This window comes from Paenibacillus rhizovicinus, assembly GCF_010365285.1.
In the GTDB taxonomy this organism is placed as follows: domain Bacteria; phylum Bacillota; class Bacilli; order Paenibacillales; family Paenibacillaceae; genus Paenibacillus_Z; species Paenibacillus_Z rhizovicinus.
This window is the reverse complement of record NZ_CP048286.1, coordinates 861,232-876,374: the sequence shown is the minus strand read 5'-3', so window position 1 is coordinate 876,374 and position 15,143 is coordinate 861,232. Positions and strand designations below refer to the sequence as shown.

The 15,143-nt window shown below is 50.5% G+C and carries 19 protein-coding genes; all 19 read left to right on the top strand.

Annotation, left to right across the window (positions count from 1 at the left end):
* Nucleotide 1: 1 nt before the first annotated feature.
* Nucleotides 2-451 (top strand): flagellar basal body rod protein FlgC, encoded by a 450-nt coding sequence (flgC, locus tag GZH47_RS03950; protein WP_162638731.1) that lies wholly within the window; start codon nt 2-4, stop codon nt 449-451.
* A 25-nt stretch (nt 452-476) separates the two neighbouring features.
* Nucleotides 477-791, top strand: coding sequence for a flagellar hook-basal body complex protein FliE (fliE, locus tag GZH47_RS03945; protein ID WP_404823743.1), 315 nt, complete (start codon nt 477-479; stop codon nt 789-791).
* Between the two features lie 43 nt (nt 792-834).
* Nucleotides 835-2,394 (top strand): flagellar basal-body MS-ring/collar protein FliF, encoded by a 1,560-nt coding sequence (gene fliF, locus GZH47_RS03940; protein ID WP_162638729.1) that lies wholly within the window; start codon nt 835-837, stop codon nt 2,392-2,394.
* A gap of 11 nt (nt 2,395-2,405) precedes the next feature.
* Complete coding sequence (fliG, locus tag GZH47_RS03935) at nt 2,406-3,416, top strand: flagellar motor switch protein FliG (RefSeq protein ID WP_162638727.1); 1,011 nt, start codon at nt 2,406-2,408, stop codon at nt 3,414-3,416.
* Entirely contained in the window at nt 3,409-4,227 is an 819-nt protein-coding gene (locus GZH47_RS03930; protein WP_162638725.1) for a FliH/SctL family protein, read from the top strand. Before fliG ends, GZH47_RS03930 begins: the two co-directional genes overlap by 8 nt.
* Complete coding sequence (fliI, locus tag GZH47_RS03925; RefSeq protein WP_162638723.1) at nt 4,217-5,551, top strand: flagellar protein export ATPase FliI; 1,335 nt, start codon at nt 4,217-4,219, stop codon at nt 5,549-5,551. The genes GZH47_RS03930 and fliI overlap by 11 nt, the downstream gene beginning before the upstream one ends.
* Nucleotides 5,552-5,560: 9 nt before the next feature.
* Complete coding sequence (fliJ, locus tag GZH47_RS03920) at nt 5,561-6,007, top strand: flagellar export protein FliJ (RefSeq protein ID WP_162638721.1); 447 nt, start codon at nt 5,561-5,563, stop codon at nt 6,005-6,007.
* Nucleotides 6,008-6,060: 53 nt separating this feature from the next.
* On the top strand, nt 6,061-6,966 hold the full coding sequence (locus tag GZH47_RS03915) for a magnesium transporter MgtE N-terminal domain-containing protein (protein ID WP_162638719.1): 906 nt from the start codon (nt 6,061-6,063) through the stop codon (nt 6,964-6,966).
* 48 nt (nt 6,967-7,014) lie between these two features.
* Nucleotides 7,015-8,547 (top strand): flagellar hook-length control protein FliK, encoded by a 1,533-nt coding sequence (locus GZH47_RS03910; protein ID WP_162638717.1) that lies wholly within the window; start codon nt 7,015-7,017, stop codon nt 8,545-8,547.
* A gap of 51 nt (nt 8,548-8,598) precedes the next feature.
* Nucleotides 8,599-9,054 carry a flagellar hook capping FlgD N-terminal domain-containing protein gene (locus GZH47_RS03905; protein WP_162638715.1) on the top strand — a complete coding sequence of 152 codons (456 nt, stop codon included), beginning with the start codon at nt 8,599-8,601 and terminating at the stop codon, nt 9,052-9,054.
* Entirely contained in the window at nt 9,047-9,424 is a 378-nt protein-coding gene (locus GZH47_RS03900) for a TIGR02530 family flagellar biosynthesis protein (RefSeq protein WP_162638713.1), read from the top strand. Before GZH47_RS03905 ends, GZH47_RS03900 begins: the two co-directional genes overlap by 8 nt.
* Before the next feature lie 111 nt (nt 9,425-9,535).
* On the top strand, nt 9,536-10,357 hold the full coding sequence (gene flgG, locus GZH47_RS03895; RefSeq protein WP_162638711.1) for a flagellar basal body rod protein FlgG: 822 nt from the start codon (nt 9,536-9,538) through the stop codon (nt 10,355-10,357).
* A gap of 56 nt (nt 10,358-10,413) precedes the next feature.
* A complete protein-coding gene (locus tag GZH47_RS03890; protein ID WP_162638709.1) occupies nt 10,414-10,638 on the top strand; it encodes a flagellar FlbD family protein in 225 nt (74 codons plus the stop codon).
* A complete protein-coding gene (locus tag GZH47_RS03885) occupies nt 10,638-11,120 on the top strand; it encodes a flagellar basal body-associated FliL family protein (protein WP_162638707.1) in 483 nt (160 codons plus the stop codon). Before GZH47_RS03890 ends, GZH47_RS03885 begins: the two co-directional genes overlap by 1 nt.
* Before the next feature lie 44 nt (nt 11,121-11,164).
* On the top strand, nt 11,165-12,166 hold the full coding sequence (gene fliM, locus GZH47_RS03880; RefSeq protein WP_162638705.1) for a flagellar motor switch protein FliM: 1,002 nt from the start codon (nt 11,165-11,167) through the stop codon (nt 12,164-12,166).
* Nucleotides 12,156-13,385, top strand: a complete 1,230-nt coding sequence (gene fliY / locus GZH47_RS03875; RefSeq protein WP_162638703.1) for a flagellar motor switch phosphatase FliY — start codon at nt 12,156-12,158, stop codon at nt 13,383-13,385. Before fliM ends, fliY begins: the two co-directional genes overlap by 11 nt.
* Nucleotides 13,386-13,405: 20 nt before the next feature.
* Complete coding sequence (locus GZH47_RS03870; RefSeq protein WP_090637619.1) at nt 13,406-13,768, top strand: response regulator; 363 nt, start codon at nt 13,406-13,408, stop codon at nt 13,766-13,768.
* A gap of 4 nt (nt 13,769-13,772) precedes the next feature.
* Nucleotides 13,773-14,387 (top strand): flagellar biosynthetic protein FliO, encoded by a 615-nt coding sequence (locus GZH47_RS03865; RefSeq protein ID WP_162638701.1) that lies wholly within the window; start codon nt 13,773-13,775, stop codon nt 14,385-14,387.
* A complete protein-coding gene (gene fliP / locus GZH47_RS03860; RefSeq protein ID WP_162638698.1) occupies nt 14,384-15,142 on the top strand; it encodes a flagellar type III secretion system pore protein FliP in 759 nt (252 codons plus the stop codon). The genes GZH47_RS03865 and fliP overlap by 4 nt, the downstream gene beginning before the upstream one ends.
* Nucleotide 15,143 lies beyond the last annotated feature (1 nt).

Genomic DNA, 15,143 nt, shown 5'->3' with positions numbered 1-15,143 from the left:
TATGAAATTGACGAACGGGTTTGATGCCAGCGCCTCCGCGCTGACCGCTCAGCGTCTTCGGATGGACGTCATTTCTTCAAACATTGCAAATGCGGAAACGACGAGAGCCTCTTACGTGAATGGACGCTACGAACCTTACAAACGTAAAATGGTCGTTCTTGAACCTACTTCGCAGTCGTTCGCCGATACGCTGAACAGTCAAATGAACGGCTCAAGCCAAACGCCGGGCGTAAAAGCAACGAAAATAATCGAAGATTCAACGCCTTTGAAACTGGTGTATAATCCGACCCATCCCGACGCGGACGAGAACGGTTATGTCAAAATGCCGAACGTCGACGTGTTGAAGGAAATGGTCGATATGATATCTGCATCCCGTTCTTACGAAGCGAATGTAACGGCTATGAACGCAACAAAAGGCATGTTTGTCAAAGCGCTTGAAATCGGTAAATAACCAGAGATAACGCGGAGGGATATTCTTGATTAACCCCATGACCTTAAACCCGGTACAAGCCCAGTCGATAAAACCGGTCGAAACAAACAACCTCAGCACTTCCTCTTCACCGGCAGACCTTACGAAAACCTTCGGTGATTTCCTTCAAAAAGCATTGGACGGCGTTAGCGCCCAAGAACAAAACGTACATACGATGAACGATCAATATTTACTTGGAAACGTGGACGTCTCCCAAGTCATGGTCGCTACACAGCAAGCTGAACTCGGCTTGCAGCTCACCTCACAAATCCGCAACAAAGTGATCGAAGCCTATCAGGAAATCATGCGGATGCAGATCTAATGGCCTATCAACTTGCATTAGAAGCTAACAGTGAGGTGGAAACGTGAACGAGAAATTTGCCCAATATCGAGCGAAGGTCGCTCAGTATTGGAATGTATTGGAGAAGAAACAGAAGATTTGGCTAGGCGCTTCAGCTGCTTTCCTCATCTTGGCGATCATCTTGATGACATTCCTTTTTTCGAGAACGAATTACGAAGTTGCATTTCGCAATTTGGATAGTACGGACTCAGCCGCTGTAATGGATTACTTGGATTCAAGCAAAATACCTTACAAGCTTTCCGATGCGGGGCAAACGATCTCGGTTCCGACAGCGGACGCTTCCAAAGTAAAAGTGGAGGCAGGTTCACAAGGAATTATTCGTAACGGTTCAATCGGATTCGAATCTTTTAACGACAGCTCGTCGATGTTTGGCTCGACAGATCGCGAATTCGATGTGAAGTATCGCAGCGCATTAAACGGGGAAATTCAACGCCTTCTGAATGATATGCAAGGCGTGCAGAAGTCGAATGTATTAGTGAACTTGCCGGACACGACGCCGTTTATGACGACGGAAGAGAAAGAGCAGGCTTCGGCTTCGATCATGATTACGTTCCGTCCGGGCTATCGCCCAGCGCAGAAAGAAGTCGATGGCTATTACAATCTGGTCAAAACGTCGATTCCGAACATAAAGCCGGAGAATATTACAATCTCTAGTCCGGAAGGCGAATTGCTTGCCTCGAACGATGTCGACGGAAGCAGCAGTGATTTGCTTGAAACACATTACCAAATTCAGCATAAATACGAGAATGACATTAAGCAAAAAATCCAGGCGTTCCTAGGAGCGATGGTCGGTATGGACAATTTGGTCGTGAGCGTATCGAGTTCTATCAATTTCGATAAAATCAAATCGGATCAGCAGTTGGTTATGCCGCTTCCTGACAACAACAATAACGGAATCATTATTAGCGAGTCCTCTACAAACAAAACTGCGACCGGCGCAAATTCGGCTGGCGGCGTTGCAGGAACTGGCGCAACAGACGTGCCAGGTTACGAAGCAACGAACAGCAGCAACGGAGGCACCTCCGAAGAAGCTGACCGGACAACGAACTACGAGATTAGCAGGAACAATATTCAAACAGAGTCCGGGCCTTATGTGATCAAGGATCTATCCATTAATATCGGCGTAGAAAAAACAAAGTTAAGTGCCCAGGCCAAAACAGAAATGACAAATGTTGTTGCGAATATCGTACGCTCTCAATTGGTCGAGTCTGGTCAAGATGTAACTAATGACGCGCTAATGGACAAAAAAGTTTCGATCATGGCGCAAAGTTTTATCGACAATGGCGGAGCTACTTCCTCCAAGGCACTCTCGACAGGATGGATGGTCGGTATTGGCCTTGCTGCGCTTGCGCTGATCGGCGGTCTTGGTTACGTCGTCGTTCGCCGCAGAAAACAAGCAGAGCTTGCCGAAGAATTGGCAGTTCCAGGGAAAGTGGAGTATCCGACGATCGATTTGGACAGCGTTCAGAACGAAAGTCAAGTTCGCAAGCAGCTTGAAACATTGGCCAAGCGAAAACCGGAAGAGTTCGTTAATTTGCTCCGGACTTGGCTTGTTGATGAATAGAGGTGGCTGAGATGGCAAAGTTACAAGGATTCAGCGGTCGTCAGAAAGCAGCTATATTGTTAATTTCGCTAGGTCCTGAAGTTTCCGCTCAGATCTTTAAACATTTAAGAGATGAAGAAATTGAACAGCTGACGCTCGAAATTGCAAATGTGCGCAAAGTGGATACGCTCGATAAAGAAACGATTTTGAATGAATTCCATCAAATTTGCGTGGCACAGGAATACATTTCGCAAGGCGGTATTACATACGCTCGCGAAATTCTGGAAAAGGCGCTCGGCGAGTCGAAGGCGATGGAAGTCATCGGCCGATTGACGGCAACCTTGCAAGTTCGTCCGTTCGATTTCGCACGCAAAGCCGATGCCGCTCAAATTCTGAACTTCATTCAGAACGAAAACTCGCAAACCATTGCTCTCGTATTGTCTTATCTTCAAGCAGAACAAGCGTCTCAAATCCTATCGTCGCTTCCTCAAGACAAGCAGGCGGAAGTTGCACGCCGCGTCGCTTTGATGGACAGCACGTCGCCGGATGTCATTTCTTACGTCGAACGCGTGTTGGAACAGAAGCTGTCCGCTACCGTTACTCAAGATTACACAAGCGCGGGCGGTATTGAATCTATCGTTCAAATATTAAATGGCGTCGACCGGGGAACGGAACGCACGATCCTGGATGCGTTGGAAATTCAAGATCCCGAGTTGGCCGAAGAAATCAAGAAGCGGATGTTCGTATTCGAGGACATCGTCAATATCGACAACCGTGCCATTCAGCGTATCATTCGCGATATCGAAAACTCCGACCTGCAGCTTGCTCTCAAAGTGGCCAGCGAAGAAGTCCGAGAAGCGATTTTCCGCAACATGTCCAAACGCATGGCCGAAACATTCAAAGAAGAAATGGAATATATGGGACCTGTACGGCTGCGTGACGTTGAAGAGGCACAAACTCGCATCGTAGCAACGATCCGCAGACTTGAAGAGTCCGGTGAGATCATCATCGCCCGTGGCGGAGGAGATGATATCATTGTCTAAGTTGTATAAATCTTCCCATGTTGTCTCGGTAGAAGATTTAAAACGGCTGGAATGGTATAACCGGTATGTAAAGCCGGCTCCGGAACAGGAAGCGCCCGTCGGGCCGAGTGAAGAAACGGTATCGCTCCGCGACCAAATTTTGGATGATGCCGAACAGTTTGCGAATCAGCGTATCCAGGAAACAGGCGAGCAAATCGAAACGATGTACGCCGATGCGACTGCTCAAATCGACCAGTGGTGGCTCGAACGCCGCCTGCAGGACGATGAAACGATGGAGCGGATTCGTCATGACGGATATCAACTCGGTTTCGAAGAAGGCAAGGCGCAGGCCGAAGCCGAAGTGCGTGCCCAATGGGAATCCATGCTGACGGAAGCAAGATCGATTCTTGATTCCTCGTATGAAACGAAGGAACAAATCATACAAGAAGCCGAACCGTTCGTAGTCTCGCTGAGCACGGCGATCGCGGAGAAAATCATCCAGAAACAGCTGACCGTCGAAGCGGATTGGTCGCTCGATATTGTCCGCAAAGCGTTGGAACGGCGGAGAGAACAGGGTGTCATCACCTTGTGCGTATCGCCCCAGCAGTTGACATACGTTCAGGCTGCGCGCGAAGAACTGTCGCTTGCGATCGACTCGCAGGCAGAGCTTCAAATCGTACCCGATGTATCCGTCAAATCGTTCGGCTGCGTCATTCGCTCCTCATTCGGCAGCATCGACGCCAGAATCGATACGCAGTTGTCCGAGATTAAGCGGGAACTGATCCAGCTTGCCCTGCAGGCTGAGGAACGAGGGGCCACGGATGAAAGCTAATCGCCTGGATGCTGAACGCTATATCGAACATTTAAGACCGATCGACCCGGTTCGCGTGAACGGCAAGGTTACGCAGGTTATCGGACTGACGGTTGAATCGGAAGGTCCGGACGCGAGCATCGGAGATGTTTGCCTGATCTATCCCGCGAAATCATCCAAACCGCTGAAAGCGGAGGTGGTTGGTTTCAGAGACAATAAAGTCATTCTTATGCCGCTTGGCGAGCTTCAATCGATAGGGCCAGGCTGCGACGTGGTCGGTACCGGCAAACCGCTTGGCGTTCAAGTCGGATCGGAATTGCTCGGCAAAGTACTAGACGGTCTGGGGCAGCCTTTGGACGGTTCCTACATCCCCAGCCGGATGCCGCATCATTCCACGCACAACCAGCCCAGCAATCCGTTGATGAGACCGCGGGTCAAGGATCCGCTCAGCATCGGAGTTCGCGCGATAGACGGACTGCTTACCGTCGGTCAAGGACAGCGGGTCGGAATCTTCGCAGGTTCCGGTGTCGGGAAGAGTACGCTTCTTGGCATGGTGGCTCGTAACACGTCGGCCGATGTGAACGTCATCGCTTTGATCGGTGAACGGGGCCGCGAAGTACTCGAGTTTATCGAGAAGGATCTTGGTCCTGAAGGGCTGGCAAGGTCCGTGGTCATCGTGGCGACTTCAGATCAGCCGGCGCTTATAAGGATCAAAGGCGCCTTGATTGCGACGACCATCGCGGAATACTTTCGTGATCGCGGGATGAACGTCATGCTGATGATGGATTCCGTAACCCGTTACGCGATGGCGCTGCGAGAAGTGGGACTTGCCATTGGCGAGCCTCCGGCGACGCGAGGTTACACGCCGTCCGTGTTTGCGAACTTGCCAAAGCTTCTGGAACGCGCCGGAACCGGGCAAAAGGGAACCATTACCGCCTTCTACACCGTACTCGTCGACGGGGACGATATGAACGAACCAATCGCGGATGCGGTCCGCGGTATCTTGGACGGACATATCGTACTGAGCCGGGATTTGGCGCACAAGGGACATTTTCCAGCGATCGACGTATTGGCTTCCATCAGTCGTGTTATGAAAGAAATCGTTCCGGAAGAACAGCAGGAAGCCGCCAATGAATTGAAACGGTTGCTTGCTATCTACAAAGATTCGGAAGACCTGATCAATATTGGGGCGTACCAGAGGGGTTCGAACGAAAAAATTGATCAGGCGATCGAAATGAATGAATCCATCCGGGCGTTTACGCGCCAGAAGACGAATGAGAAAGCCGAATATGAAGCGTCGCGCGACCGGCTGATCCACGAATTCCATCAGAGCTTCGGGAGTTGAAACTGATTCATGACTCGATTTCATTACGCCTATCAAAAAATCGTAGATTTGAAGACCAGCGAGAAATCTCAGGCGGAGTGGCAGTTATCTGTCGTCGTCGGCAAGCTGAACCAAGAAGAGGCAAGTCTTCAACAGCTTCAAGCAGAGCGCGCTGCCTGGTGCGACAGGCTGCAAAACGCTTCGCTTCATGCAGTAACGCTCTCTGAAATAACGATGATACAAAGTTATATCGATTTTGTGGATGAAAGCATCATGCGCAAGCTTCGCGACGTGAAGAAGGCGAAATCGGCCGTGGATGAAGGCAGGCAGTTCTTGTCCAGTCGAATGATGGACGAGAAGGTTTGGTTGAAAACGAGGGAGAACGCCTTGCAGCGATTTAAAGCCGACATGATGGTGAAGGAACAAAACGCGTTGGATGAGCTGACGACCTCACGGTTCATGTACGCGGCACATTAACAGAGAAGCAGCTTTGCGAATCGGGAGCCAATACCCGAGGGAGGGAAATTATTTTGGCGGACTTGGAAATGGAAAAGCAGGGTTACAGCGGGATCGAAAAATTAATGTTTTTCGTGACGCCAATCTTATTTACCCTGATACTACTAGGCGTGCTAGTGACGTTATTCAATTTTGATTTACGCAACAAGGCGTTGGAAATCGGCAATGACATTCCTTTCTTGAGCAAGGTGCTTCCAGAGCCGGCGACGAAAGACGGACAAGTCTCTGACGAAGATGCGATGAAGGCCGCGAATTCTTCTGCCAAAATCACCGAGCTCCAAGCACAATTGACGACGAAAGAATCGGAGCTTGCCGCAACGTCGGAAGAGAGCAAGAAACTGGCTCAGAACGTCAAAGATCTTCAGAAGCAAATGGAATCGCTGAAGCAGGCGAACGCGACGAAACAGCTTGATGACGCAGCGTATCAAAGCAAAGTCAGCGAACTGTCCTCGATGTATACCAAGATGACGCCAAGCAAGGCAGCGCCGATTCTGGAAAGCATGGAAACGGCGGAAGCCGTTCTCGTCCTCGAATCGATGAGACCCGAAGATCGTGCGACGATTCTCGAGAAAATGAATCCGAAGAAAGCTGCGGATGCCACAATGATGCTCAAAGATGCGAAGACAGCCAAGGATCGCCAAATCGCGGCGCTTCAAGCTCGCATTCATAAATTGGAAACAACCTCCGATAGTTCGCAATCGGTTCTGAGCACGGCGCAATTGAACACGACCTTCTCCAGCATGGATCCGAAGAGCGCGTCCGATTTGCTGCTCAAAATGGCGGACGTCAGTCCTAGCAAAGTGCTCCGCATCCTGAATGCGGTCAACGATGCATCCCGTTCCAAAATTTTGGCGGAGATGTCGACAGCGAATAAAGCGATAACCGCGCAATTGGTATCGAAGCTGATGGTCGGCAAGTAAGAAGGCACCTAACCATACTTTCGAAATAGAAAGGAGGTGAAACAAAACATGCAAATGCCGATTTCAAATGCTTCGCCAAGCGCGGCTCCGGCTGCTGCGAGTTCAGCTTCGGGTTCGACGCCGCCAAGCTCAGCTTCCGTCAAAGTAACGGAGAAGGGCAAGTTCAATCAAACCTTCGTTCAATCGCTTGCCGGCGCGCAAAGCACAGAAGCGAATGCTCAAGCCGGAAGCGACGGTGCTGCCGCTCCCGTGAATAACGTATCTTCGAACGCGATCGCTTCGCTGCTGGGCAGTAATCTCTCTGCAGCTGACCTGCTAAACGCGATTGAAGGGTTGCTCCAGAAACTTGGCAATACCGATTCCGACGAGCTTTCTGAAAAGACGACGGAGAGCGATCTGAAGGATGCGCTGCTGCAGCTCGATAATTTGCTCAGCACCCTGGCAGGCGTTCCGGCATTGCCGCAGCCGACGATCGTGCCAACATTGACTGCTTCGACAGCGGAAGGAAGCTCTTCTGCCGACGACGATGCGGCGAACAATGGCGGAGCGTTGCTGGCGATCGTCTCTAACTTGAATGCTCTTGCTGCTCAAGGCACATCTGTCCAGGCAGCCGAAACCGCTGTACCGAATCAATCGCAAGCGGTCGTAGCGAATTTGGAGGAACTAAACGCCTTGAAAGCCGGACTGCAGGAAGCGCTCGTAGACTTGCGTTCGCTGCTGCAAGATCAGAAAGGCACTTCGGCGAACAGCGAGCAGCTTGCTCTTATTAGTAAGCAGCTGACTTCGATTGACCAGCTCATCAGCGGCAATAAAGCCGAAGCGGCTAACGTCAATAGTCAACCGGTTGACGCGGCAGCCTTGGATGTCATTGATTCCGTTCGGGCGCTGCAAAACACGCCGCAAGGCAACACGCATCTTCAGCGAATGGCCCATCAGCTCCTTCATGTAAGCGTGCTGAGCGCGGTACAGAAGCCGGAAGAGAACGCAGGCGAGGCTGCAGCTTCGAAGGTTGTAACCGAAACGGCTGATATGAATGCGCAGCTCAGCGCTGCCAATGCGGATATCCAACGCCAGTTAACGACGGTCAACAAACCAAACTTTGCCCAGCCAGTGCCCGTTCAGCAATTCGCTTCGACGATTCAAAGCATGGTCGTCAAGGAGTTTAATGTAACGACTGCGAACGGAGTCTCCCAAGCACAGCTTACGCTGTATCCGGAACATCTGGGACAAGTCAACGTCAATATCTCCGTTCATAACGGTACATTGACCGCGCAGTTTCTCACCGATACCGTAGCTGCGAAAGATATGCTGGAGAATCAAATGGCGCAATTGCGTTCTGCTTTGCAAGCGCAAGGGTTACAAGTAGACAAGCTAGTCGTTTCGCAGACATCGGTTCAGCCTAACCTGTTCCAAGACCGTCAAGGTACTCAAGGACAGCAGCAAGGCTCCGCGAAGCGGAATAAATCGAATAACGATGCCATCGATGATATTGAGTTTGCGACTGATCTTGAAGACCTGAGCGCGCAGCAGGCCGCTGCCCGTGATTTGGGGCTAGGCCGCGGTATTCATACCATCGCGTAATCGAAGGACTGCATGCTCAACAGCCCCACTGAACGGAGGTGACGAGAAGAAATGGCAGATCGCGTATCAACCAGCAACGTTTGGCCGAATTACAGTGCGAGCAACGTACAGACAGCGACGAACAAACCGGCAGATACTTCTATGGGTAAGGATGATTTTCTGAAAATCCTTGTCACGCAACTGCAGAACCAAGATCCGATGCAGCCGATGGAAGATAAAGATTTCATCGCTCAAATGGCTCAGTTCACCTCAGTAGAGCAGCTCACGAATATGGCGGATCAACTTGCAGCACTTCGTCAGAACTTGGGCATGGCTTCGACGATGATCGGGAAGACCGTGCAATGGTACGATTACTCCGATACCGGCGAAATGCAGCAGCAGAGCGGGATCGTCGATGCGATAACGATCCGGGACAAAGTTCAGTATGCACAAGTCGGAAGCCAAGAGATCAGCCTGGACGACATCGTTTCGATTGCCGATCAAGGTGGTGAAACGGCCAATGGATGACGTCATGAAAATCGGTCATTTACATCTGACCGCCAACACGCAATTTCGCAAACCGGTGCAGCCTGACGGATCGTCAACAAATTCCGCTTCCTTTAAAGAAGTGCTCGATCGCAACGTACTCAAGTTCAGTCAGCATGCCGAGCAGCGAATTGCGCAACGCGGAATTACTCTTAAACCGGAAGCATTGACGAAGATCGGTAATGCCATCGACCAGGCCGCCGCCAAAGGAGCGAAGGATTCACTGGTCGTCTATAAGGACATTGCGATGATCGTCAACGTGCCAAGCCGGACCGTCGTTACGGCGATGGATGGAAGCAGCTTGCAAGGTAATGTATTCACTCAGATCGACAGCGCAGTCATTGTTTCGTAAAACGGCCGGACCCGCTTGCTGGGGAGCTTAAGGGCCGTGGATCGACTGAAGCGGCTCTGACGGACAGTGAACGCGTAATCATGACCATACCTGTAGGAGGTTGTCAATCGAATGTTAAGATCAATGTATTCCGGTGTGTCCGGCATGCGCGGTTTTCAAACGAAGCTGGACGTTATCGGCAACAACATCGCGAACGTGAATACGGTCGGTTTTAAAGCCGGTCGCGTCATGTTCAAGGATATCCTGAGTCAAACCGTATCGGGCGTAACGCGTCCGGAAGAAGGAACAACCGGCGGCGTCAACGCGAAACAAGTCGGTCTCGGCGTAGCGATCGCCGCAATCGATACCGTTCACACGCCAGGCAGCGCGATGACGACGAACGTGCCGACTGACGTGCGAATCGATGGAGACGGATTCTTCGCCGTATCGCCTAATAGCGACGGCGGATCGCCGTACCTGACTCGTGCGGGCAACTTTACGATGGATGCGTCCGGCCAGCTCGTTAACGGCGATGGCATGTTCGTCCTTGACAACAGTGGCGCGCCGATCGTCATGGATCCGGCAGCCGTGAAATCGTTCACGATTTCGCAAGATGGATCCATCATCGGCGTCGGGGCGGATGGAACGAGCGAAGTGGTCGCGCAACTGGGTGTCGTCAAAGTTACAAACCCGGGCGGGCTTGAGAAAATCGGCGGTAACTTGTATCGCGTGACGCAGAATGCAAATCTTGATGGAGCGGTAGAATACTCCACCGCCAATGATACGGAAGCGGGAACCGGCGCCATCATTTCGGGTCAATTGGAAATGTCCAATGTGGATCTGACTTCCGAGTTCACCGAGATGATCGTCGCACAGCGCGGTTTCCAAGCGAACTCCCGTATCATCACGACCTCCGATGAGATTTTGCAAGAGGTTGTAAATCTAAAACGATAGGTAAATAGCCGAAGAGAGGCGCTGGCCGCCTCTCTGTAAGGTTAAGGAGGAAGAACATGATTGCCGTGACGCGTTTGAACGGGAAGACAGTACATCTCAACGCGCTGCTTATCGAGTTGGTCGAAGAAAATCCGGATACTTTGATTACGCTCACGACAGGCAAGAAAATACTGGTGTTGGAGAAAGCAACCGAAGTCATTTCCTCCATACAGTCCTATCTTCGCTCGATCGGCGTCTATGCGGCGACCATTAAGAGTGATCAAACGGAGGGAACGTCCTAATGAAGAAAATGCTGCCTTGGCTGATTACAATTTTGTTGGCTATTACCCTGATTGCAATCGTTGCCGTCATTTTGTATAACTCCGTGTTGAACGACGACAGTTCGAAGGACACGGCGACGAAAGCAGCGAATGAAGCGGCAACCGTAGACACCGTTAAGCTCTCTGCGGATAAGCGCGTTGAACTTACAAGTACGATCGACAAGATTCAAACGAATTTATTGGACCCTGATTATATTGCAGTTCTTGGGTTTGCTTTTCAGCTGGATGCGAAGTCGACGAAAAAAGATTTCGACAAAATCAAAGACATCCAGATCAAGCCAATTATTATTCGTACGATTTCTGACATGAAACCGGAAGAAATCAATGGCTCGCAGGGGAAAGACAAGCTTTGCGCAGAACTGCTTAATTTAATAAATGCTGAGTTGTCGGAAGGCAAACTCACAAAAGTGGAAATTACGGACTCTATCATTCAGAAGCTGTAATCATCTAATGCTAATGCCGCATTCCTTTGAAGGGGGTGAGAGAAATGGTTGATGTTTTGTCGCAGAACGAGATTGACGCGCTGCTTGCTGCATTATCATCCGGCGAGATGGACGCAGAAGAATTAAAAAAGGAAGATACGCAGAAAAAGATTCGTGTCTACGAATTTAAGCGCGCGGTTCGTTTCTCGAAGGATCACATCCGCAGTTTGATTCGAATTCACGAAAACTTCGCGCGATACTTGACCACCTATTTCTCAGCGCAGCTTCGTACTTTCGTGCAAATAAACGTTGTAGATGTCGAACAACTGCCTTATGACGAATTTATACGCTCCATTCCGAAGATGACGATTCTGAACATCTTTGAAGCGGAGCCGCTTGAAGGGCGCATGGTAATGGAGGTGCATCCGAACATTGCTTACGCCATGTTGGACCGCATGCTGGGCGGACAAGGCGTAGCACCATCCAAAATCAATGCGTTGACTGAAATTGAAACGACGATCATGGAACGGATTTTCAGCCGGACATTCGAAAGTCTTCAGGAAGCATGGAAGACGATCATTGATATCCAGCCTAGACTCGAAGCGCTGGAAACGAATCCGCAGTTCATGCAAATCGTGTCTCCGAATGAAACCATTGCGCTCATATCCTTGAGCACCAAAATCGGCGACACCACGGGCATGATCAACTTATGTATTCCGCATGTCGTTATCGAGCCGATCATGCCGCGTTTGTCGGTCCACCACTGGTTCGTCTCGCAGAAGAAAACGAGGGCGCCGGAGGAAGTAGAAGTACTGAAGCAGCGGGTAAGCAAGGCTAAGCTGCCAATCGTTTGCGAGCTGGGAAGCTCCAGCATTTCGATTCGCGAGTTTCTGGGTCTTGCGGCTGGTGATGTGATTTCATTGAATAAATCCATCGACCAAGGACTTGATATTAAAGTCGGAGATAAGTTGAAATATATCGGCAGTCCAGGGTCGGTCAAAGATCGCATGGCCATTCAGATCAATGAAGTTCTCACCGAAGGAGTGGAAGAAGAATATGACGAGTAAAGATTACTTATCGCAAGAAGAAATCGATGCCTTGCTGCGTCAATCTTCCGATGAGCCAGATATGGAAGAGTCGCTTACCCGTGTGCAGGAGTTGAATGTCTACTTAAGTGCCATCGAGCAGGATGCTCTGGGCGAAATCGGCAACATCACATTCGGCAGCGCAGCGACGGCCTTGTCGACGTTGTTGGGCCGCAAAGTGGATATCACTACCCCGGAAGTATCGCTCATTAAGCGGAGCGAGCTCGACGAAGAATTTCCGAAACCGCATGTCGCCGTTTCCGTCAGCTATGTGGACGGCTTCCAAGGCATCAACTCGCTGGTCATCAAGACGAAGGACGCACAAACCATCGCGGACCTTATGCTTGGCGGAGAAGGCAAATTGCTAGGCACGGAATTAAACGAGATTCATATCAGCGCCGTTCAAGAAGCCATGAATCAAATGATGGGCTCCTCGGCGACGTCCATGTCGACCATTTTCAACCGTTTCGTCAACATTTCTCCTCCGGGCATCGACATCCTGGATGTCGCAAGCGGGGAAGGCGTAGAGAAATTGCCGCCTGACGATATGTTTATCAAAGTTTCCTTCCGGTTGACAATCGGAGATTTGATCGATTCGACCATCATGCAGCTGCTGCCCATTTCGTTTGCAAAAGAAATGGTGGATACGCTGATGGGCGGTACATCCGAGCCGGCCGCACCTGCCCCGGCGCCAGTTGCCGCCAGCGTAGCCGCTCCAGCAGCCGTGTATTCAGAGCCGGTTGCAGCGCCAGCACCAGTACATACGCCGCCGCCGTCTGCGCCAGCAGGGCAATACGCTGCTCCTATGCAGCCGCCTGCACCGCAGTACGCAGCTGCTCCTGCAGGCCCGCAAACGTTAGGCGGAACGCCGAATCGCAATGTGAATGTTCAGCCTGTACAGTTCGCGAATTTCCAAGGCACGCCGTACGTGCAGCCGGACGAATCCAATTTGAATTTATTGCTCGACATACCGCTTAAGGTAACAGTAGAATTAGGAAGAACTCAGAAACAAATCAAAGATATTCTTGAATTGTCTCAAGGTTCCATCATTGAGCTAGACAAGCTGGCAGGTGAACCAGTGGATATTTTGGTCAATAATAAACTGATCGCCAAGGGTGAAGTTGTCGTTATTGATGAAAATTTCGGGGTTCGTGTCACTGACATTGTAAGCCAATGGGATCGTATCCAGAAGTTACAATAACACCATAGGGGGAAGAAGCAATGGCAAATCGCATTTTGATCGTGGACGACGCAGCTTTTATGAGAATGATGATCCGCGATATTTTAACGAAGAACGGATATGAAGTCGTAGGAGAAGCGCAAGATGGAGCGCAAGCAATCGAGAAATACAAGGAACTGAAGCCGGATCTTATCACGATGGACATCACGATGCCGGAAATGGACGGTATCGTTGCGTTGAAAGAAATCAAGAAAATCGATGGCAACGCCAAAGTCATCATGTGTTCCGCAATGGGTCAGCAGGCCATGGTTATCGATGCGATTCAAGCCGGAGCCAAGGACTTCATCGTGAAGCCTTTTCAAGCTGACCGCGTTATTGAAGCAATCAAGAAAACGCTAGGTTAAGAGGATGAAAGTTTTTAACGTATTTCGACTTGCTGGACTAGCAGTCCCTGGCTGGCTAATTACAGCAAGTCTCGCATCAGCGGCGGCCGGCAACGACGATGGGAAACCAGACGTCGGAGCAGGCATCGGTTACTTAATCTGGGTTATTGCCGCACTCCTGATCGTTATCGGACTTATCATTCTTCTGATCAAATGGTTAGCCAGCCGCAATCGCGGTTGGGGCACCAACAAGGCGCTTCGATCGCTCGGGGGGATTCCGCTCGGACAGAACAAGTCGCTTCAGGTCGTAGAACTATCCGGTCGCGTATACGTGGTAGGGGTCGGGGAAGACATAACGCTATTGGATAAAATCGATGATCCTGACACGGCCGCAGCTATATTGGACGCTATCGAACAGCAAAACAGCCGAAACTGGAGCTCGCCGTCCATGGCGGAATTTCTGGCGAGATTGCGAAACAAACGATCATCGCAAGAACCGACCGAAGAACCGTGGCAGCCTTCGAATGTTTCCTTCAAAGAGCTGCTCAACAACGGCATGAAGCGGCAGGCGGATCGGAAACAGAAAGTCGAAGAGCTGCTTAAAGAGCAAAATCACAATGATCGGTTGTTGGACGAATGAACAAAAAAATCGCACTAACGGTGCTGGCTTTTCAATTGATCGCTCTTTTGTTCCACGCGCATGCCTTTGCAGAACCGCTTCCGAATGTGAGCGTCAGTATTGGCGACCAAGGAAGCGACGAACCCGGGACGAGCGCACTATCCTTGCTATTGATTATTACGGTACTCAGCGTCGCGCCGGGCATTCTTGTTCTGATGACAAGCTTCACACGGATCGTGATCGTACTCGGTTTCGTACGGACCTCGCTCGGTACGCAATCGATGCCGCCTAACCAAGTGTTAGTCGGACTGGCACTGTTTCTAACCTTCTTCATCATGTCGCCGACCATAAGCGCAGTGAACGACGTGGCGCTGCAGCCGTACTTAAAAGGCGAAATCACGCAAACCCAGGCGCTCAATAAAGCGGCTGAGCCGATGAAGAAATTCATGTTTAATCAGACCAGGCAGAAAGATCTGGAGTTGTTCATGAAGTATACCAAGACGGAACAGCCGACGACTTATAAAGATATTCCGATTACCGTCATGGTCCCGGCCTATGCCTTAAGTGAGCTTCGAACGTCATTTCAAATGGGCTTTATGATTTTCATTCCGTTTCTGATTATCGACATGGTCGTTGCGAGTACCTTGATGGCGATGGGGATGATGATGCTGCCGCCGGTCATGATTTCGCTGCCGTTCAAAATTTTGCTCTTTGTTCTCGTAGACGGCTGGTATCTCGTTATTAAGTCGCTATTATTAAGTTTTAATACGACATAGC